We start from the raw sequence: 14,538 nt of genomic DNA on the forward strand, positions 1-14,538 counted from the left end.
GGCACACCAAACAAAAAAGCCGCCCGAGGGCGGCTTTTTTGTTTGGGCTCGACGGCTCAGCCCAACTTGGCGAACACTCGCGCCGCCGCAGCGAGCGTCTCGTCGATATCGGCCTCGCTGTGCGCGGCCGAGACGAAGCCGGCCTCGTACAGCGCCGGCGCGAGGTAAACGCCCTCGCCGAGCAGGCCGTGGAAGAAGGCGTTGAAGCGCGGCTTGTCGCTGCCCATCACCTCGGCGTAGCTGCGCGGCGGCTCGGCGGTGAAATAGACGCCGAACATGCCGCCGACCGCGTCGGCCGAGAAGGTCTGGCCGGCGGCGCGACCGGCCGCCTGCAGGCCGTCGGCCAGCCGGCGGGTGCGCGCGCCGAGCGCGTCGAAGAAGCCGGGCTGGCGGATCAGCCCGAGCGTGGCGAGGCCGGCAGCCACCGCCACCGGGTTGCCGCTCAGCGTGCCGGCCTGGTAGACCGGGCCCAGCGGCGCGATCTTGGCCATCACGTCGGCGCGGCCGCCGAAAGCCGCCAGCGGCATGCCGCCGCCGACCACCTTGCCGAGCGTGGTCAGGTCCGGCTTCACGCCGTGCAGGCCTTGGGCGCAGCCGAGGCCGACGCGGAAGCCGGTCATCACCTCGTCGTAGATCAGCAGCGCGCCGTGCTTCTCGGTCAGCGCACGCATGGCGGCAACGAACTCGGCCGTCGGCCGCACCAGGTTCATGTTGCCGCAGAACGGCTCGACGATGATGGCGGCGATCTGGTCGCCCTGGGCGGCGAACACCTGCTCGAGCTGGGCCACGTCGTTGTAAGACAGCACGAGGGTGTGCTCGGCCACCGAGGCCGGCACGCCGGCGCTGGACGGGTTGCCGAAGGTCAGGAGGCCCGAGCCGGCCTTGACCAGCAGGCTGTCGGAATGGCCGTGGTAGCAGCCTTCGAACTTGATCAGCTTGTCGCGGCCGGTGAAGCCGCGCGCCAGCCGGATCGCGCTCATGGTGGCCTCGGTGCCGCTCGACACCAGCCGCACCTGTTCGAGCGAGGGCAGCAGCTCGCACAGCAGGTCCGCCAGGTCGATCTCGCGCTCGGTCGGCGCGCCGAAGCTCATGCCCTCGGCCGTGGCGCGCTGCACCGCCTCGACCACCGCCGGGTGGGTATGGCCGAGGATCAGCGGGCCCCAGGAACCGACGTAGTCGATGTAGCGCTTGTCGTCGGCATCCCAGACATAGGCGCCGTGGCCGCGCGCGAAGAAGCGCGGCGTGCCGCCGACCGCGCCGAAGGCGCGCACCGGCGAATTGACCCCACCGGGGATATGGCGCTGGGCGCGCTGGAACAGCTGTTCGTTCTTGCTCATGGTCTTTCCTGCGGGATGGGGCCGCCGGCCGCGATGGGTGCCGGCGGCGGTGCGTTCGTGGGCCGGGATGCGGGCGATCAGGGGCGCGTCGGCCATCTCAATCGCGGCCCCAGCTCGGCCAGGGGTGCTTGCTCAGGTAGGCGTTGGTGTAGCGCGGGTCTTCGGTCACCTCGTCGCCGAGCCAGTCGGGCCGCGCATAGGCCTCGTCCTCGCCGGCCAGTTCGACCTCGGCCAGCGTCAGGCCCTCGTTCAGGCCGAAGAATTCGTCGACCTCCCACAGGTGGCCGCCGTGGAGGATGCGGTAGCGCTTCTTCTCGACCAGCAGCGGGCACATGGCGGCCAGGATGGTCTCGGCATCGGCCAGCGGGATCGGGTATTCGAACTCGTGGCGCGACACGTTGCTGATATTGGACTTGAGCGTCAGCCAGGCCTGCTCGCCCTTGATGCGCACGCGCACGGTGCGCTCGCGCTCGACCGACAGGTAACCCTGCTTCAGCCACTCGCCCTCGGTCAGGCCGCGCCAGCTGTCGTCCTTGAGGTGAAAACGGCGTTCGATTTCTTTTGCCATGCGGATGGCCTTCGCTGTGCCGCTCGGCGCGGCGGATGAGGCGCCTGGGCGCCGGGGATCAGAACGGCTTGACCACCACCAGGATGACGATGGCGAACATCAGCAGCGCCGGGATCTCGTTGAACCAGCGGTACCAGACATGGCTGCGCGCGTTGCGGCCGGCAGCGAAGTCGCGCAGCAGGCGGCCGCACATCACGTGGAAGGCGACCAGGCCCAGCACCAGCGCCAGCTTGGCGTGCAGCCAGCCGCCGCCGAAGCCCCAGCCGAGCCACAGCCACAGGCCGAAGCCGATCGCGAGGTGCCCCAGGCCAGTGGTGAAGCGCAGCAGCTTGCGCGCCATCAGCAGCAGGCGCTCGCGGGTGGCGGCGTCGTCGACCATGGCCAGGTTGACGTACAGCCGCGGCAGGTAGAACAGCCCGGCCATCCAGCTGATGACGAAGATGAGATGGAACGCCTTGACCCACAGCATGCTCAGCGTTTCCCCCGGGCGGCGTCGTACAGCGGCAGCACCTTGGGCATATTGGCCTGCAGGTCGGTGATGCGGGTCTGGTTGGACGGATGGGTGGACAGGAACTGCGGCGGCTGGCCCTGGCTCGCCGCGCTCATCTTCTGCCACAGGCTGATCGCGGCGCGCGGGTCGTAGCCGCCGCGCGCGGCCAGCTCGATGCCCATGGCGTCGGCCTCGGATTCGTTGTCGCGGCTGTTGGGCAGGTTCAGCGCCAGGTTGAAGCCGTCGAGGCCCAGGCTCAGGTACTGGTCGTAGCGGCCGCGGGTGAAGGCGGACACCAGCTGGGCGCCCATCTGCTGGGCGTAGACCTTGCTCATCCGCTCCCGGCCGTGCTCGCGCAGCGCGTGGGCCATCTCGTGGCCCATGATGGCGGCGATCTCGTCGTCGCTGAGCTTCAGCTTATCGATGATGCCGGTGTAGAACATGATCTTGCCGCCCGGCGCGCAGTAGGCGTTGAGCTCGGGGCTGTCCTCGACGTTGACCTCCCACTTCCAGCCCAGCGCGTCCTTGCGGAACACCGCCACCTGCGGGATCAGCCGCTGCGACACCGCGCGCACCCGCGCGGTCGCCTGGGCGTCGCGGTTGAGCTTGCCCTTCCCCTTGGCCTCGGCCAGCGAGGCGTTGTAGCCCTGGGCGGCCATCTGGTCGACCTGGGCCGGCGACAGCAGCACCAGCATCGACTGCTTGCGCTCGACGCCGATGGCGCCGCCCTCGGTGGTCTGCACCTGCTGGCAGGCGGCCAGCGTGCAGGCGGCCGCCAGCGCGGCGATCAGGCGTAACGGCCCGGCCATGTTCGATCCTTCCTCGCGGCCCGCGTCGGTTGCAGCGGCGGCGCGCCGGCCCCGGCCGCGTTCAGCGGGCATAGCGCTCGGCGTTTTTGATCCGCTCGAGTTCGTATTCGTTCTTCACCAGTTCGCGCGCCTCGCCGAAGCGCTTCTCGCGCAGCAGCTTCTCCATCAGCTCGCGCCGCTCGCGCTCGACCCGTTCGGTGGCGTTGCGGCGCTCCTGCTCCTGCTGCCGGTTCGCATCTTCGGCGGCGCGCTGGCGCGCCCGTTCCTTGTCGCGCTCCTCGCGCTCGGCCTGGCTCTGCGCCTGGCGCTGCTCGTAGGCGATCTTGTCGTTCCATTCCCGGTTCTCGCGCTCGCGCCGCTCGGCCGCGCGCTCGGCCTCGTACTTCGCCTGCCGCGCCTTGGCGTCCAGGTCGACGTCCAGGCCGCCGCTTTCGCCCTCGGCCGCGGCGCGCTCGTAGGCGGCGGCGCGCTCCTCCACCTCGCCCTGCGCCTCGATCGCGCGGCGCTGGGCCGCTTCGGCCACCTCGCGGTAGGAATCCATCATGCGGGCCTGGCGCCAGTTGAAGTAGACGTAGGCGACAACGAAGACCGTCAGCACGCCCAGGCCGATCAGCAGCATGCGCGAATGGCCGCCGCCGTCGTGCGACTCGCGGCCGCGCGCCCCGCCGCCGGTGGCGGCGAGTTCGACCAGGCGCGCCTGGCCGGCCTGCAGGCTGGCGTCGTAGACCGAACGCCGCAGCGGGTTGGACAACTGCTGGTAGGCCTCGTCGAGCTGCTGCTGGCGATCGCGCGCGGCGCGCTCGTCGGTCATGTTCGACAACTGCGCGGACAGCGCCTTGTAGGCTGCGTCGAGCTGGGTCTGGCTGGCGTCGGGCGCGACACCGAGCAGGGCGTAGAGTGTCTTGCCGGAGGGACGGGTCATGGCGTCGGGGCGGGTCGGGTTCAGGCGGAAGGGGCGGGGGCGATGCAGGTGGCCGGATCGGTCAGATCTCGACCATTTCGAAGTCTTCCTTGCGGGCGCCGCAGTCCGGGCAGGTCCAGTTCATCGGCACGTCGTCCCAGCGAGTGCCGGGCGCGATGCCGTCTTCGGGGCGGCCGGCGGCTTCGTCGTAGATGTATCCGCAGATGAGGCACATGTATTTTTTCATGATCGGTGTCGGGGCTTGGGGAAACGATTGGGCTAAAATTCTAACGCATTCCCCTTCCCGCCACCTCCCCTTCCAATGACCCAGACCCCACCCATCGTCCTCGTATTCGCCGGCAACGATCCGTCCGCCGGCGCCGGCCTCGCCGCCGACATCCTCACGCTGTCCGCGCTCGGCTGCCATCCGCTGCCGGTGGTCACCGCGGTCACCGTGCAGGACACCGCCGGCATGGAGGACTTCCAGGTGGTCGAGGCCGACTGGGTGAGCGACCAGGCGCGGCTGCTGCTCGAGGACATGCCGGTCGCCGCGATCAAGGTCGGCGTGCTGGGCAGCGTGGAAAACCTGACGGTGGTGGCCGAGATCGCGGCCGACTATCCCGACATCCCGCTGATCCTCGATCCGGTGTTCGCCACCGGCGGCGGCGACGAATTCGCCTCGGAAGAGCTGATCGCCGCCATGCGCGAGCTGCTGCTGCCGCATACCACGGTGCTGACGCCGAACAGCCTCGAGGCGCGCCGCCTGGCCAGCGACGACGCGGACGAGCAGGAAGGCCTGACGCCCGACGAGGCCGCGCTGCGCATCCGCCAGTTCGGCCCCGAATTCGTGCTGGTGACCGGCACCCACGAGAACACGCCGACGGTGAACAACGTGCTGTACAACCGCTCCGGCCGCGTCCGCGCCGACAGCTGGGAGCGGCTGCCGCACAGCTACCACGGCTCGGGCTGCACGCTGGCCTCGGCGCTGGCCGCTTTCCTCGCCAACGGCATGGAGATGTCGCAGGCGGCGCGCGAGGCGCAGGAATTCACCTACCACGCGCTGAAGAACGCCTACCGGCCCGGCATGGGCCAGATGATCCCCGACCGCATGTTCTGGGCTCGCGGCAGCGGCGAGGACAGCAAGGACGAGGGCGAGGGCGAGCCGGCGTGAGCGCGCGACTGCCGCGCGGGCTGTACGCCATCACGCCGGACCAGCCCGACACCGACCGGCTGCTGGCGACGGTGACGGCCGCGCTGGCAGGCGGTGCGGCGGTACTGCAGTACCGCAACAAGCTGGCTGATGCCGCGCTGCGGCAGGAGCAGGCCGCGGCGCTGCTGCGGCTGTGCCGGCCGGCCGGCGTGCCGCTGATCGTCAACGACCATCTCGACCTCGCGCTGGCGCTCGACGCCGACGGCGTCCATCTCGGCGGCGACGACGGCGAGCTGGCCGCCGCGCGCGCCGCGCTCGGCCCGGACCGGCTGCTCGGCGCCTCGTGCTACGACCGTTTCGCACTGGCCGAAACGGCGGTGGCGGCCGGCGCCGACTACGTCGCCTTCGGCGCGGCCTACCCCTCGTCCACCAAGCCGGCGGCCGTGCACGCGCCGCTGGCGCTGTACCGCCAGGCGGCGGCCACGCTGCCGGTGCCGGTGGTGGCGATCGGCGGCATCGACGCCGGCAACGCCGCGCCGCTGGTCGAGGCCGGCGTGCACAGCGTGGCGGTGATCGGCGCGCTGTTCGGCGCAGGAGACGTGGCCGCGATGGCGCGTCGACTGACCGACCTGTTCGCCGGCTGAGCCTCCCCTGATCGGCGCTGGGTTCGCAGGTCGGGCTTCATGCCCGGCAGCACCGGCCGACGACTGCGGTCGGGCATGAAGCCCGGCCTACGGGGACGCACCAGGCCTTTCCCGGCCGCACGGCGTGCAATCGGATGGCGTCGCGGCGAGCGCCCGGCAGCCGTCGAGCGACGTTCCGGATCTGACGAGAACTCCGAACACAGGGGCAGGAGCAGCTTCAGCCGCGAATGGCGGCCGCTCATCGGCACGTCCTCCCCTGCCATTCGCGGCTGAAGCCGCTCCTGCAAGGCGATCGCCTCCTGGCGCGATCGCTCCGGCGCATAGGAAAACGGCACGGTTCGCACCGTGCCGTTCTTCGTGGCTGATCCTCGCCGCCCATTCGGGCCGCGGCGAACGGATCAGAGCTTCTTCAGCTGCTTCTCCGCTTCCTTGGCCGCGTCGGAACCCGGGTAGGCCGATACCACTTCGCGCAGCGTCTTGGCCGCGCCCTTCTTGTCGCCCTTCTCCAGTTGCAGGCTGGCGATCGCGCGCAGCGCGTCGGGCGACTTGGCGTGGTCCGGGTATTCGTCGACCAGCTTGCGCCAGGACAGCGGTGCAGCCTTGGCGTCGCCGGCCTGGGCCTGCGCCATGCCGAGCCAGAACAGCGCGTTGGGCGCCGCCTGGGTGCCGGCGTAGCGCGTGCCGATCGCGCTCAGCGCATCGATCGCGCCCTTGAGCTTGCCCTCGCGGTAGAGGTTGTAGGCGCCCTCGTAGGCGGTGGCGGCTTCGGCTTCGAGCTGGGCGGCCTGAGCCTGGGCGGTCGGCGTCTGGCCGCGCGGCTTGCCTTCCTCGACCGCGCGCAGGCGGGTGTCGAGGTCGACGTAGAGATCCTGCTGGCGCTTCTGCAGGTTCTGCAGATTGAAGGCGGCGACCTCGAGCTGGCCGCGCAACTGGGCGATCTGCTGGGTCAGTTCGCCGATCTGGCCCGAAATCTCGACCAGCTTCTGGCCGGTGCGGTTGTCGAGCTGCTCGAGCCGGCTGTTCTGGTCGACCAGCCGCTGTTCGTGGTTCTGCCGGATCTCGGCGATCTGCTTGCGCGCCTCGTCGTCGTCGAACAGGCCGGCGTGGGCGGGCAGGACCAAGGCGGCCAAGGCAAGGGGAAGGAGCCGGTTCGGCATGGTGCGATCCTCTGATGGCGATAGGAGCCCCGGCGAAGGCCGGATGTGAAATGCCCCGTGGCGGGCACGGGGCATATGGTAAGCCACACGGCCCGCTCGCGCGGGCAGCGCCGGCTTATTCGCCGTTGTAGATCACGTCGGCGCGACGGTTCTCGGCGTAGCTTTCCTCGTCGCGGCCGGTGGCGCGCGGCTTCTCTTCGCCGTTGCTCACGGCTTCGACCTGGCTGTCCTTGGCGCCGAGCAGCGAGAAGGCGCGGCGCACGGCTTCGGCGCGCTTCTGGCCCAGGGCCAGGTTGTATTCGCGGCTGCCGCGCTCGTCGGCGTTGCCCTCGAGGCGGACCGAGCGCGACGGGTTGGCGGCCAGGTAGCGGCCGTGGGCCTCGACCAGCGCCTGCTGGTCGCCGCGGATGTCGTACTTGTCGTAGTCGAAGTAGACGCCGCGCTTGGACAGGATGTTGGCCGGATCCTTGAGCGGATCGAGGCGGGCCGGCTGCTGCGGGGTCGCCGGGGCGGTGGTGCCGCGGGTGTTGTCGACGCTGGGCTGGGCCGGCGCGACCGGGCGGTCGTCTCGGCGTTCTTGGGCGAGCTGGCGCAGGCGGAGAGCAGGCCGAGCAGGGTCAGGCTGACGAGGGCTTTTTTCATTTTAGGCTCCTGGGTTCAAACGATCATGGATTGGAGGATAGACGAGTGACCGCGAGTTGCGCAGGGAACGGTCCCCAGGCCGGCTCGCGTGCATTGCCGTCCACCGAGAGGCGCTGCTTGACCTGGCCGTCGATCGAGACGGTGGCCAGCGTGCCGCGTCCACCGGTTTCGGTGGCGTAAAGGATGAGCTTGCCGTTGGGGGCGAAGCTCGGCGATTCGTCGTAGGTGCCGTTGGTCAGCGTCAGCGTCTGGCGCGACGCCAGGTCGAGTGTGGCGACCACGAAGCGGCCGTTCTCGCGCCGCACGAAGGCGAGGGTCTTGCCGTCCGGCGAGAACTGCGGCGAAACGTTGTAGTTGCCCTCGAAGCTGACGCGCTGCGCCTCGCCGCCGCCGGCGCCGACCAGGTAGATCTGCGGGCTGCCGCCGCGGTCGGAGGTGAAGGCGATCTGGCTGCCGTCGGGCGAGAAGCTCGCCTCGGTGTCGATGGCCGGCGTGCGCATCAGCCGCTGCGCCTCGCCGCCGCCGGCCGGCACGCGGTAGAGCTGCGAGATGCCGTCGAGCGTCAGCGTCACCGCCAGCGTCCGGCCGTCGGGCGAGAAGGCCGGCGCGCTGTTGCTGCCCTTGAAGGCGGCCACCGGCTTGCGCGAGCCGGCGTAGAGATCCTGCACGAACACGATCGGCTTCTTGCGCTCGAAGCTCACGTAGGCGAGCCGGCCGCCGTCGGCCGACCAGGTCGGCGACAGGATCGGCTCGTTCGAGGCCATCACGGTCTGCGGGTTGTGGCCGTCGGCGTCGGCCACCTGCAGGCTGTAGCGCGCGCCCTGCTTGAGCACGAAGGCGATGCGGGTGGCGAACACGCCGCGGTCGCCGGTCAGCGTCTCGTAGATCAGGTCGGCCAGCTGGTGGGCGGTGCGGCGCAGGTCGCTGGCGCGCGAGCGGACCTCGACGCCGACCAGCTGGCGGCTGTTCACCGCGTCGTAGAGCCGCAGCCGGATGGCGGCCGAGCCGTCGGCCTCGATCCGCACGCTGCCGGTCGCCAGGCTGTCGGCGCCGCGCGATTTCCAGTTGGCCAGCTCGCCCATGGCGTTCTCGGCCACCGGCGCGCTGCCGCTGTCGACCAGCTTGAAGCGGCCGCTGCGCTCGAGGTCGGCGCGGATCACCTCGGTCAGCGGCTCCTTGAGCCCGCTCTCGCCGGTGAAGGCGCTGACCGCGATCGGGAACTGGCGCGCACCGACGCCGGTGATTTCGAAGGTGACGTCGGCGCGCGCGAAGCCCGCCAGCAGCGTCAGGGAGAGAAGGGCGAACAGCGCCCGGGAGAGATCAATTCGCATCGCGGAGTCTGTAGGTGAAGGTGTTTTGTCGAATCGAACCGAAGTCCACGCCCGGCGGCAGCGGCGGGTATTGCCCGGTCCGCATCACCGCCTTCTCGACCGCCTGGTCGAACGCCGCATTGGCGCTCGGTCTGACCACTTCCGCCCGCAGGATCGACATGTCCGGCAGCAGGGTCACGCGGATCTGCACGCTCGGGTTGTCGGCCCCGTCATCCGGATAGGTCATGTTGCGGCGGATTTTGTTCCGGACCAGGCCCAGATAGGCTTCGAACGCCTTGGCGTTGGCGGCTGCCTCGGCCGCCTGCTGGCGCGCGGCCAGCGCGGCGAGCGAGGCGCTGGCGTCCAGCGGCGGCCGTTCGAGCTTGCCGGCCTTGTCGCTGGCCTGCTTGCCCTGGCCGACCTCGGCCTTGGCCGGCTGCTTGACCGGCGTCGGCTTGGGCTCGGGCTTCCTGGTCGGCTCGACCTTCTTGGGCGGCTCCGGCCTGGGCGTCGGCTTGGGTTCGGGCTTCGGCGTCGGCTTGGGCTTCTCGGGCTTGACCGGCTTGGGCCGTTCTTCCTCGATCTCGGGCTCGAGCTGCGGCGGCGCGAGCTCCGGCTCCGGCTCGACCTCGGGTTCGCGCGGAGGCGGCGGCTTGACCGCCTCCGGCTCCGGCGCGGGCGCCGGCTCCAGCGCGCCGGCCCACAGCTCGACCTCGACCGGCGCGGCCGGCCTGGTCTGCCACTGCACGCCGAAATACAGCAGCACGCCGATCAGCAGGTGCATGCCCAGCGCCAGGAAGAGGGAGAGTCCGCGATGCTCCTCGCGGAGGGCCGTCGCCTGCATTACTTCTCCGGCTGCACCGCCAGGCCGACGCGCTGCACGCCGTTCTTCTTCAGCACGTTCATGACCTTGATCACCGCGTCGTAGCGCACTTCCTTGTCGGCGGCGATCACCACCGGGCGCTCCTGCGTCAGCGACAGGCTCTTCACCATGGCCAGCAGCTCGGCGCTGTCGGCCGGCTTCTGGCTCTTGCCGCCGTCGACCAGGGTCAGCGCCTCGTTCTTGTCGATCTCGACGCGCAAGGGCTTCACGTCGAGCGCGCGGTCGGCGCGGTCGACCGCCGGCAGGTTGACCACCCCGGGCTGCATCATCGGCGCGGCCACCATGAAGATGACCAGCAGCACCAGCATCACGTCGATGTAGGGGACCACGTTGATCTCGGCCTTGGCGCGGCGGAGGCGGCGTGCCATGGAAGGCTCCTTATCTCTTCTGCGTCACGCGGAAGCCGCGCGACTTCAACAATTCGACGATGCTGCCCGGCCCGGCCAGGTGGCCGGCGCCGACGATCACCAGCGGCGGCACCGGGCCGGCCAGCGCGGCGATGCGCTCGGCCATGGCGCGGTTGCGCGCGTCGAACAGCGCGACGGCGACGCGGCGCATCGCCGGCCCGTCGCCCAGGCCGTCGTCGACCTGGCGGCGCAGCGTGGCGGCATCGCCGCTCTGCCAGGCCGCCACCATCGCGTCGAGTTCGGACCGCATCTGCCCGTTCGCGATCGAATCGGCGGTGGTGTCGAGGAAGGCCAGCTGCTCCTCGGCGCCGAGCCCGTCCAGCAGTTCGAACTGGCTGCGCACCGATTCGAGCTCGACCACCTGCTTGCCGTCCTTGCGGGCGCGGCCGAGGTAGTGCAGGTCGATGCCGTACTGCGGGTCGAAGCCGAGCTTCTGCATCTCCATCGCGCTCAGCGTCATGGCCAGGAACCACGGCTTCATGCGCAGCGCGGCCGGGGCGGCGAGGCCGGTACGGGCCAGCGCGGCGTCGAGCCGGCGGCGCTGCGGCGCGGCCAGCCGCGTCTCCAGCGTCTCGCCGGCCGGCAGCATCAGCATCGGCAGCAGCGGCACCAGCGCGGCCGGATCGCCGATGTCGGCCTCGACCGCGATGGTGCCGGCCCGCCGGTAGGCGGCCTCGATCGGCGCCGGCAGCGGGTAGAACTCGGCCCGGCCCAGATGGATCGAGCCCAGCAGCGCGACCTTCTGGCCGCCGCGCTCGGCTTCCCACAGGAACAGTCCCGTCGACGCGGCCAGCGCCGAGCCGGCCAGCAGCGACAGGCACAGCGGCGCGAACAGGCGGACGAGGCGGCGGATCACTTGGTGGCCTGGCGCTGCAGGATGTTGCAGAACTCTTCGATGAAGCTCTCGAAGCGGTTGGCCAGCTTGTCGACGTCGTGCGAGAAGCGGTTGTAGGCCAGCACCGCCGGGATCGCCGCGAACAGGCCGATGGCGGTCGCCACCAGCGCCTCGGCGATGCCGGGGGCGACGTGCGACAGCGTGGCCTGGCCGACGTTACCGAGGCTGCGGAAGGCGTTCATGATCCCCCACACCGTGCCGAACAGGCCGACGTAGGGCGATACCGAGCCGACCGAGGCGAGGAAGTTGGTATGCGCGTCGAGCCGGTCGACCTCGCGGGTGAAGGCGGCCTTCATGGCGCGGCGGGTGCCTTCCATCAGGTGGCCGAGGTCCATGCCGGCCTGGCGGCGCAGCTTGAGGAATTCGGCGAAGCCGGCCTCGAAGATCTTCTCCATGCCCACGCTGTGGCCTTCGCGGCTCAGCTGCTGGTACAGCGCGTTGAGGTCGGAACCGCTCCAGAACGCCGATTCGAAGGCGTCGGTCTTGCTGCGCGCGTAACGCAGGCCGAACCACTTCGAGAAGATGTGCCACCAGGACATCATCGACAGGAACAGCAGGATGGCCATCACGATCTGCACCACCACGCTGGCGTTCAGGATCAGGCTGAAGATGGACAGGTCGTCGGTGGTCAGCGTGGCTTCCAAGGCGGGATTTCCTCTGGTCTTACTGTCGTTGTCGCGGTCCGGCTCGCGTAGAGCCGGGGATTATCGGATGGCGAAGCTGATCGCTTGCTGAACGGTCGAGGCCGCCGGCTCAATGGCCGGGCGGCTCGTGCGGCTCGAGCCCGAAGTGCTGGTAGGCCAAGAGCGTGGCCATGCGGCCGCGCGGGGTGCGTTGCAGCAGACCCTGCTGGATCAGGTAGGGTTCCAGCACGTCCTCGATGGTGTCGGGCGATTCGCCGATGGCGGCCGCCACGTTGTCGAGCCCGACCGGGCCGCCGCCGAACTTCTCGATCACCGCCGACAAGAGCTTGCGGTCCATCACGTCGAGCCCGGCGTGGTCGACGTCGAGCATCGCCAGCGCGGCGTCGGCCGCCGCGCGGGTGACGCGGCCGTCGGCCTTCACCTCGGCGAAGTCGCGCACCCGGCGCAGCAGCCGGTTGGCGATCCGCGGCGTGCCGCGCGAGCGGCGGGCCACCTCGAAGGCGCCCTCGGCGTCGATGTCGACCTCGAGCAGCGCGGCCGAGCGCGTCACGATGCGGGTCAGCTCGGCGGCGGTATAGAACTCGAGCCGGGCGACGATGCCGAAGCGGTCGCGCAACGGGTTGGTCAGCATGCCGGCGCGGGTGGTGGCGCCGACCAGGGTGAACGGCGGCAGGTCGAGCTTGACCGAGCGCGCCGCCGGGCCTTCGCCGATCATGATGTCGAGCTGGAAGTCCTCCAGCGCCGGGTAGAGGATTTCCTCGACCACCGGCGACAGGCGGTGGATCTCGTCGATGAACAGCACGTCGTGCGGTTCGAGATTGGTCAGCATGGCGGCGAGGTCGCCGGCGCGTTCGAGCACCGGGCCCGAGGTCTGCCGCAGGTTGACGCCGAGTTCGCGCGCGATGATGTTGGCCAGCGTGGTCTTGCCGAGGCCGGGCGGGCCGAACAGCAGCACGTGGTCGAGCGCCTCGCCGCGCTTCTTGGTGGCCTCGATGAAGATCTCGAGCTGGCCGCGCGCCTTTTCCTGGCCGACGTATTCGTCGAGCAGCTTGGGCCGCAGCGCGCGTTCGAGCGCCTCTTCCTGGCTCGACTGGCGGGCGGGCGTGACGATGCGCTCGGGCGCGCTGCTGAGATTGTCGGACTGGATCATCGCGGGCCTGCGGCCTGTGGACGGCAAAGGCCATCATTATAAAGGACAAAGGCATGCGGCCGCCCGCCGGCCCGCGCCCTGCCCGGCGGCATCAGCCCTTGGCGAGCGAGCGCAGCGCCAGCCGGATGCCTTCGTTGATGTCGACGTCCTCGGCCAGCGGTTTCACCGCGGCCGCCGCCTCGCGCTCGTTGTAGCCCAGCGCCAGCAGCGCGTTGACCACGTCGTCGCGCGGGATGGCCGGCTTGGCCGGCACCGGCGCGGCGCCGGGCCGGGTCAGCAGCGGCGTGGTGCCGGCCAGCTTGCCGCGCAGTTCGAGGATCAGCCGCTCGGCGGTCTTCTTGCCGATGCCGGGCACCCGCGCCAGCCGTGCCGCGTCCTCGCGCTCGACCACCGCGGCCAGCTCGTCGGCGGTCAGGCCCGACAGCACCGCCAGCGCGATCTTGGGGCCGATGCCGGACACCTTGATCAGCTGGCGGAAGGTCTCGCGCTCGATGCGGCTGGCGAAGCCGAACAGCAGCTGGGCATCCTCGCGCACCACGAAGTGGGTGTAGAGCGCGGTCTTCTCGCCGGCGTGCGGCAGCAGGTAGAGCGTCGACATCGGCACGTCGAGCTCGTAGCCGACGCCGTGGACGTCGAGCAGGATTTGCGGGGGGTGCTTTTCCAGCAGGGTGCCGGTGAGTTTGCCGATCATGGGAGGGATTCCTGGCGGGGTGCACTGCGACGGGGACGAGGCGCGAACGATACACGGCTGCCGCGCGGCAAGCATCGCGGGAGTGAGGCGGCCATGCGGGCCCGGATGGTACGCCCGAGCGTGCCGTACCCGCCGAAAGCGCGCTGCAGCCACGCGCGAAGCGAGGCGACCTCGCGACGGCGAGGACGGGGAATAGGGATCGAACCGGGGGAGCGCCGCGGGTCGAGTCTGCGGTGACGCCGAGCGCACGGCTGCGCCGGGCGCCTGCACGACCGGTCGAGCCCTCAAAGACGCGTCCAACGGCCCCGGCGCGACTGGATACCGGCGCGGCCGAGGCCGCCGGTGGCATGGTTGGCATGGGTCAGCGCGCAGGCCAGCGCATCGGCCGCATCGGACTGCGGCTCGCCATTGAGCTTGAGCAGCCGCTGCACCATGTGGCTGACCTGCTCCTTGGCGGCGTGGCCGTTGCCGACCACCGCCTGCTTGACCTGCAGCGCGGTGTATTCGCTGACCGGCAGGTCGGCCAGCACCAGCGCCGAGATCGCCGCGCCGCGCGCCTGGCCCAGCAGCAGCGTCGACTGCGGATTGACGTTGACGAACACCTGTTCGATCGCCGCCACATCGGGCCGGTGCAGCGCGCAGACCTGGGCGATGCCGTCGAGCAGCACGCGCAGCCGCTCGGGCAGCGAGCCCTCGCCCGAGCGGATGCAGCCGCTGGCGACATAGGTGCGCGCCTGCCCCGCCACGTCGATCACGCCGAAGCCGGTGGTGCGCAGGCCGGGGTCGATCCCGAGGATGCGCAGGCCCGCCGCGCCGACGCTTGGCGCGCCTTGGTCATCGTTACTTCTCATTGGAATTCA

The 14,538-nt window shown here is 70.4% G+C and carries 19 protein-coding genes; 3 read left to right on the forward strand and 16 right to left on the reverse strand.

Annotation, left to right across the window (positions count from 1 at the left end; translation table 11 throughout):
• Positions 1-56: 56 nt before the first annotated feature.
• The 6 genes from hemL to H9L41_RS22785 all read right to left on the reverse strand — a co-directional run bounded on the left by hemL (position 57) and on the right by H9L41_RS22785 (position 4,352).
• Positions 57-1,337, reverse strand: a complete 1,281-nt coding sequence (gene hemL / locus H9L41_RS22760; protein WP_028447507.1) for a glutamate-1-semialdehyde 2,1-aminomutase — start codon at positions 1,335-1,337, stop codon at positions 57-59.
• Between the two features lie 97 nt (positions 1,338-1,434).
• On the reverse strand, positions 1,435-1,905 hold the full coding sequence (locus H9L41_RS22765) for a CYTH domain-containing protein (RefSeq protein WP_028447506.1): 471 nt from the start codon (positions 1,903-1,905) through the stop codon (positions 1,435-1,437).
• 58 nt (positions 1,906-1,963) lie between these two features.
• Entirely contained in the window at positions 1,964-2,374 is a 411-nt protein-coding gene (locus H9L41_RS22770) for a CopD family protein (protein ID WP_028447505.1), read from the reverse strand.
• Positions 2,375-2,376: 2 nt separating this feature from the next.
• Positions 2,377-3,204, reverse strand: coding sequence for a M48 family metallopeptidase (locus H9L41_RS22775; RefSeq protein WP_028447504.1), 828 nt, complete (start codon positions 3,202-3,204; stop codon positions 2,377-2,379).
• Positions 3,205-3,265: 61 nt separating this feature from the next.
• Complete coding sequence (locus H9L41_RS22780; protein ID WP_028447503.1) at positions 3,266-4,126, reverse strand: J domain-containing protein; 861 nt, start codon at positions 4,124-4,126, stop codon at positions 3,266-3,268.
• Between the two features lie 61 nt (positions 4,127-4,187).
• Positions 4,188-4,352 (reverse strand): rubredoxin, encoded by a 165-nt coding sequence (locus tag H9L41_RS22785; protein ID WP_028447502.1) that lies wholly within the window; start codon positions 4,350-4,352, stop codon positions 4,188-4,190.
• A 75-nt stretch (positions 4,353-4,427) separates the two neighbouring features.
• Here H9L41_RS22785 and thiD point away from each other — a divergent pair, with 75 nt between their 5' ends.
• Positions 4,428-5,276, forward strand: coding sequence for a bifunctional hydroxymethylpyrimidine kinase/phosphomethylpyrimidine kinase (gene thiD / locus H9L41_RS22790; RefSeq protein ID WP_028447501.1), 849 nt, complete (start codon positions 4,428-4,430; stop codon positions 5,274-5,276).
• On the forward strand, positions 5,273-5,899 hold the full coding sequence (thiE, locus tag H9L41_RS22795) for a thiamine phosphate synthase (RefSeq protein ID WP_028447500.1): 627 nt from the start codon (positions 5,273-5,275) through the stop codon (positions 5,897-5,899). The genes thiD and thiE overlap by 4 nt, the downstream gene beginning before the upstream one ends.
• A 398-nt stretch (positions 5,900-6,297) precedes the next feature.
• On the opposite strand, the gene ybgF is transcribed toward thiE, so the two are convergent.
• Together ybgF and pal are read right to left on the reverse strand one after the other, a co-directional pair.
• Positions 6,298-7,056 (reverse strand): tol-pal system protein YbgF, encoded by a 759-nt coding sequence (gene ybgF, locus H9L41_RS22800; protein ID WP_028447499.1) that lies wholly within the window; start codon positions 7,054-7,056, stop codon positions 6,298-6,300.
• Positions 7,057-7,171: 115 nt separating this feature from the next.
• A complete protein-coding gene (gene pal / locus H9L41_RS22805; protein WP_308419674.1) occupies positions 7,172-7,510 on the reverse strand; it encodes a peptidoglycan-associated lipoprotein Pal in 339 nt (112 codons plus the stop codon).
• Here pal and H9L41_RS25330 point away from each other — a divergent pair.
• Positions 7,430-7,747, forward strand: a complete 318-nt coding sequence (locus H9L41_RS25330; protein WP_265583886.1) for a hypothetical protein — start codon at positions 7,430-7,432, stop codon at positions 7,745-7,747. The genes pal and H9L41_RS25330 overlap by 81 nt on opposite strands.
• Here the strand turns inward: H9L41_RS25330 and tolB are convergent.
• From tolB to ruvC, 8 genes are all read right to left on the reverse strand, one after another.
• Positions 7,722-9,029, reverse strand: a complete 1,308-nt coding sequence (gene tolB, locus H9L41_RS22810; RefSeq protein WP_034607754.1) for a Tol-Pal system beta propeller repeat protein TolB — start codon at positions 9,027-9,029, stop codon at positions 7,722-7,724. The genes H9L41_RS25330 and tolB overlap by 26 nt on opposite strands.
• The gene (locus H9L41_RS22815) at positions 9,019-9,852 is read right to left on the reverse strand and encodes an energy transducer TonB (protein ID WP_051319299.1); all 834 of its coding nucleotides are present in this window, start codon (positions 9,850-9,852) and stop codon (positions 9,019-9,021) included. The genes tolB and H9L41_RS22815 overlap by 11 nt, the downstream gene beginning before the upstream one ends.
• Positions 9,852-10,259, reverse strand: coding sequence for a protein TolR (tolR, locus tag H9L41_RS22820; RefSeq protein ID WP_028447497.1), 408 nt, complete (start codon positions 10,257-10,259; stop codon positions 9,852-9,854). Before tolR ends, H9L41_RS22815 begins: the two co-directional genes overlap by 1 nt.
• A 10-nt stretch (positions 10,260-10,269) precedes the next feature.
• Complete coding sequence (locus tag H9L41_RS22825) at positions 10,270-11,154, reverse strand: TraB/GumN family protein (RefSeq protein ID WP_028447496.1); 885 nt, start codon at positions 11,152-11,154, stop codon at positions 10,270-10,272.
• Positions 11,151-11,837, reverse strand: a complete 687-nt coding sequence (gene tolQ / locus H9L41_RS22830; RefSeq protein ID WP_084300527.1) for a protein TolQ — start codon at positions 11,835-11,837, stop codon at positions 11,151-11,153. The genes H9L41_RS22825 and tolQ overlap by 4 nt, the downstream gene beginning before the upstream one ends.
• A gap of 109 nt (positions 11,838-11,946) precedes the next feature.
• On the reverse strand, positions 11,947-12,987 hold the full coding sequence (ruvB, locus tag H9L41_RS22835; RefSeq protein ID WP_028447494.1) for a Holliday junction branch migration DNA helicase RuvB: 1,041 nt from the start codon (positions 12,985-12,987) through the stop codon (positions 11,947-11,949).
• A gap of 91 nt (positions 12,988-13,078) precedes the next feature.
• A complete protein-coding gene (ruvA, locus tag H9L41_RS22840) occupies positions 13,079-13,678 on the reverse strand; it encodes a Holliday junction branch migration protein RuvA (RefSeq protein WP_028447493.1) in 600 nt (199 codons plus the stop codon).
• Positions 13,679-13,962: 284 nt separating this feature from the next.
• The gene (gene ruvC, locus H9L41_RS22845; RefSeq protein ID WP_034607753.1) at positions 13,963-14,529 is read right to left on the reverse strand and encodes a crossover junction endodeoxyribonuclease RuvC; all 567 of its coding nucleotides are present in this window, start codon (positions 14,527-14,529) and stop codon (positions 13,963-13,965) included.
• Between the last annotated feature and the right edge of the window lie 9 nt (positions 14,530-14,538).

Source organism: Chitinimonas koreensis (assembly GCF_014353015.1).
GTDB classification, from domain to species: Bacteria; Pseudomonadota; Gammaproteobacteria; order Burkholderiales; family Chitinimonadaceae; genus Chitinimonas; species Chitinimonas koreensis.

Excerpts from the sequence above, each read along its gene's own strand:
- hemL (WP_028447507.1), bottom strand. The coding sequence starts at position 1,337 with ATGAGCAAGAACGAACAGCTGTTCCAGCGCGCCCAGCGCCATATCCCC.
- H9L41_RS22765 (WP_028447506.1), bottom strand. The coding sequence starts at position 1,905 with ATGGCAAAAGAAATCGAACGCCGTTTTCACCTCAAGGACGACAGCTGG.
- H9L41_RS22770 (WP_028447505.1), bottom strand. The coding sequence starts at position 2,374 with ATGCTGTGGGTCAAGGCGTTCCATCTCATCTTCGTCATCAGCTGGATG.
- H9L41_RS22775 (WP_028447504.1), bottom strand. The coding sequence starts at position 3,204 with ATGGCCGGGCCGTTACGCCTGATCGCCGCGCTGGCGGCCGCCTGCACG.
- H9L41_RS22780 (WP_028447503.1), bottom strand. The coding sequence starts at position 4,126 with ATGACCCGTCCCTCCGGCAAGACACTCTACGCCCTGCTCGGTGTCGCG.
- H9L41_RS22785 (WP_028447502.1), bottom strand. The coding sequence starts at position 4,352 with ATGAAAAAATACATGTGCCTCATCTGCGGATACATCTACGACGAAGCC.
- thiD (WP_028447501.1), top strand. The coding sequence starts at position 4,428 with ATGACCCAGACCCCACCCATCGTCCTCGTATTCGCCGGCAACGATCCG.
- ybgF (WP_028447499.1), bottom strand. The coding sequence starts at position 7,056 with ATGCCGAACCGGCTCCTTCCCCTTGCCTTGGCCGCCTTGGTCCTGCCC.
- tolB (WP_034607754.1), bottom strand. The coding sequence starts at position 9,029 with ATGCGAATTGATCTCTCCCGGGCGCTGTTCGCCCTTCTCTCCCTGACG.
- H9L41_RS22815 (WP_051319299.1), bottom strand. The coding sequence starts at position 9,852 with ATGCAGGCGACGGCCCTCCGCGAGGAGCATCGCGGACTCTCCCTCTTC.
- tolR (WP_028447497.1), bottom strand. The coding sequence starts at position 10,259 with ATGGCACGCCGCCTCCGCCGCGCCAAGGCCGAGATCAACGTGGTCCCC.
- ruvB (WP_028447494.1), bottom strand. The coding sequence starts at position 12,987 with ATGATCCAGTCCGACAATCTCAGCAGCGCGCCCGAGCGCATCGTCACG.
- ruvA (WP_028447493.1), bottom strand. The coding sequence starts at position 13,678 with ATGATCGGCAAACTCACCGGCACCCTGCTGGAAAAGCACCCCCCGCAA.
- ruvC (WP_034607753.1), bottom strand. The coding sequence starts at position 14,529 with ATGAGAAGTAACGATGACCAAGGCGCGCCAAGCGTCGGCGCGGCGGGC.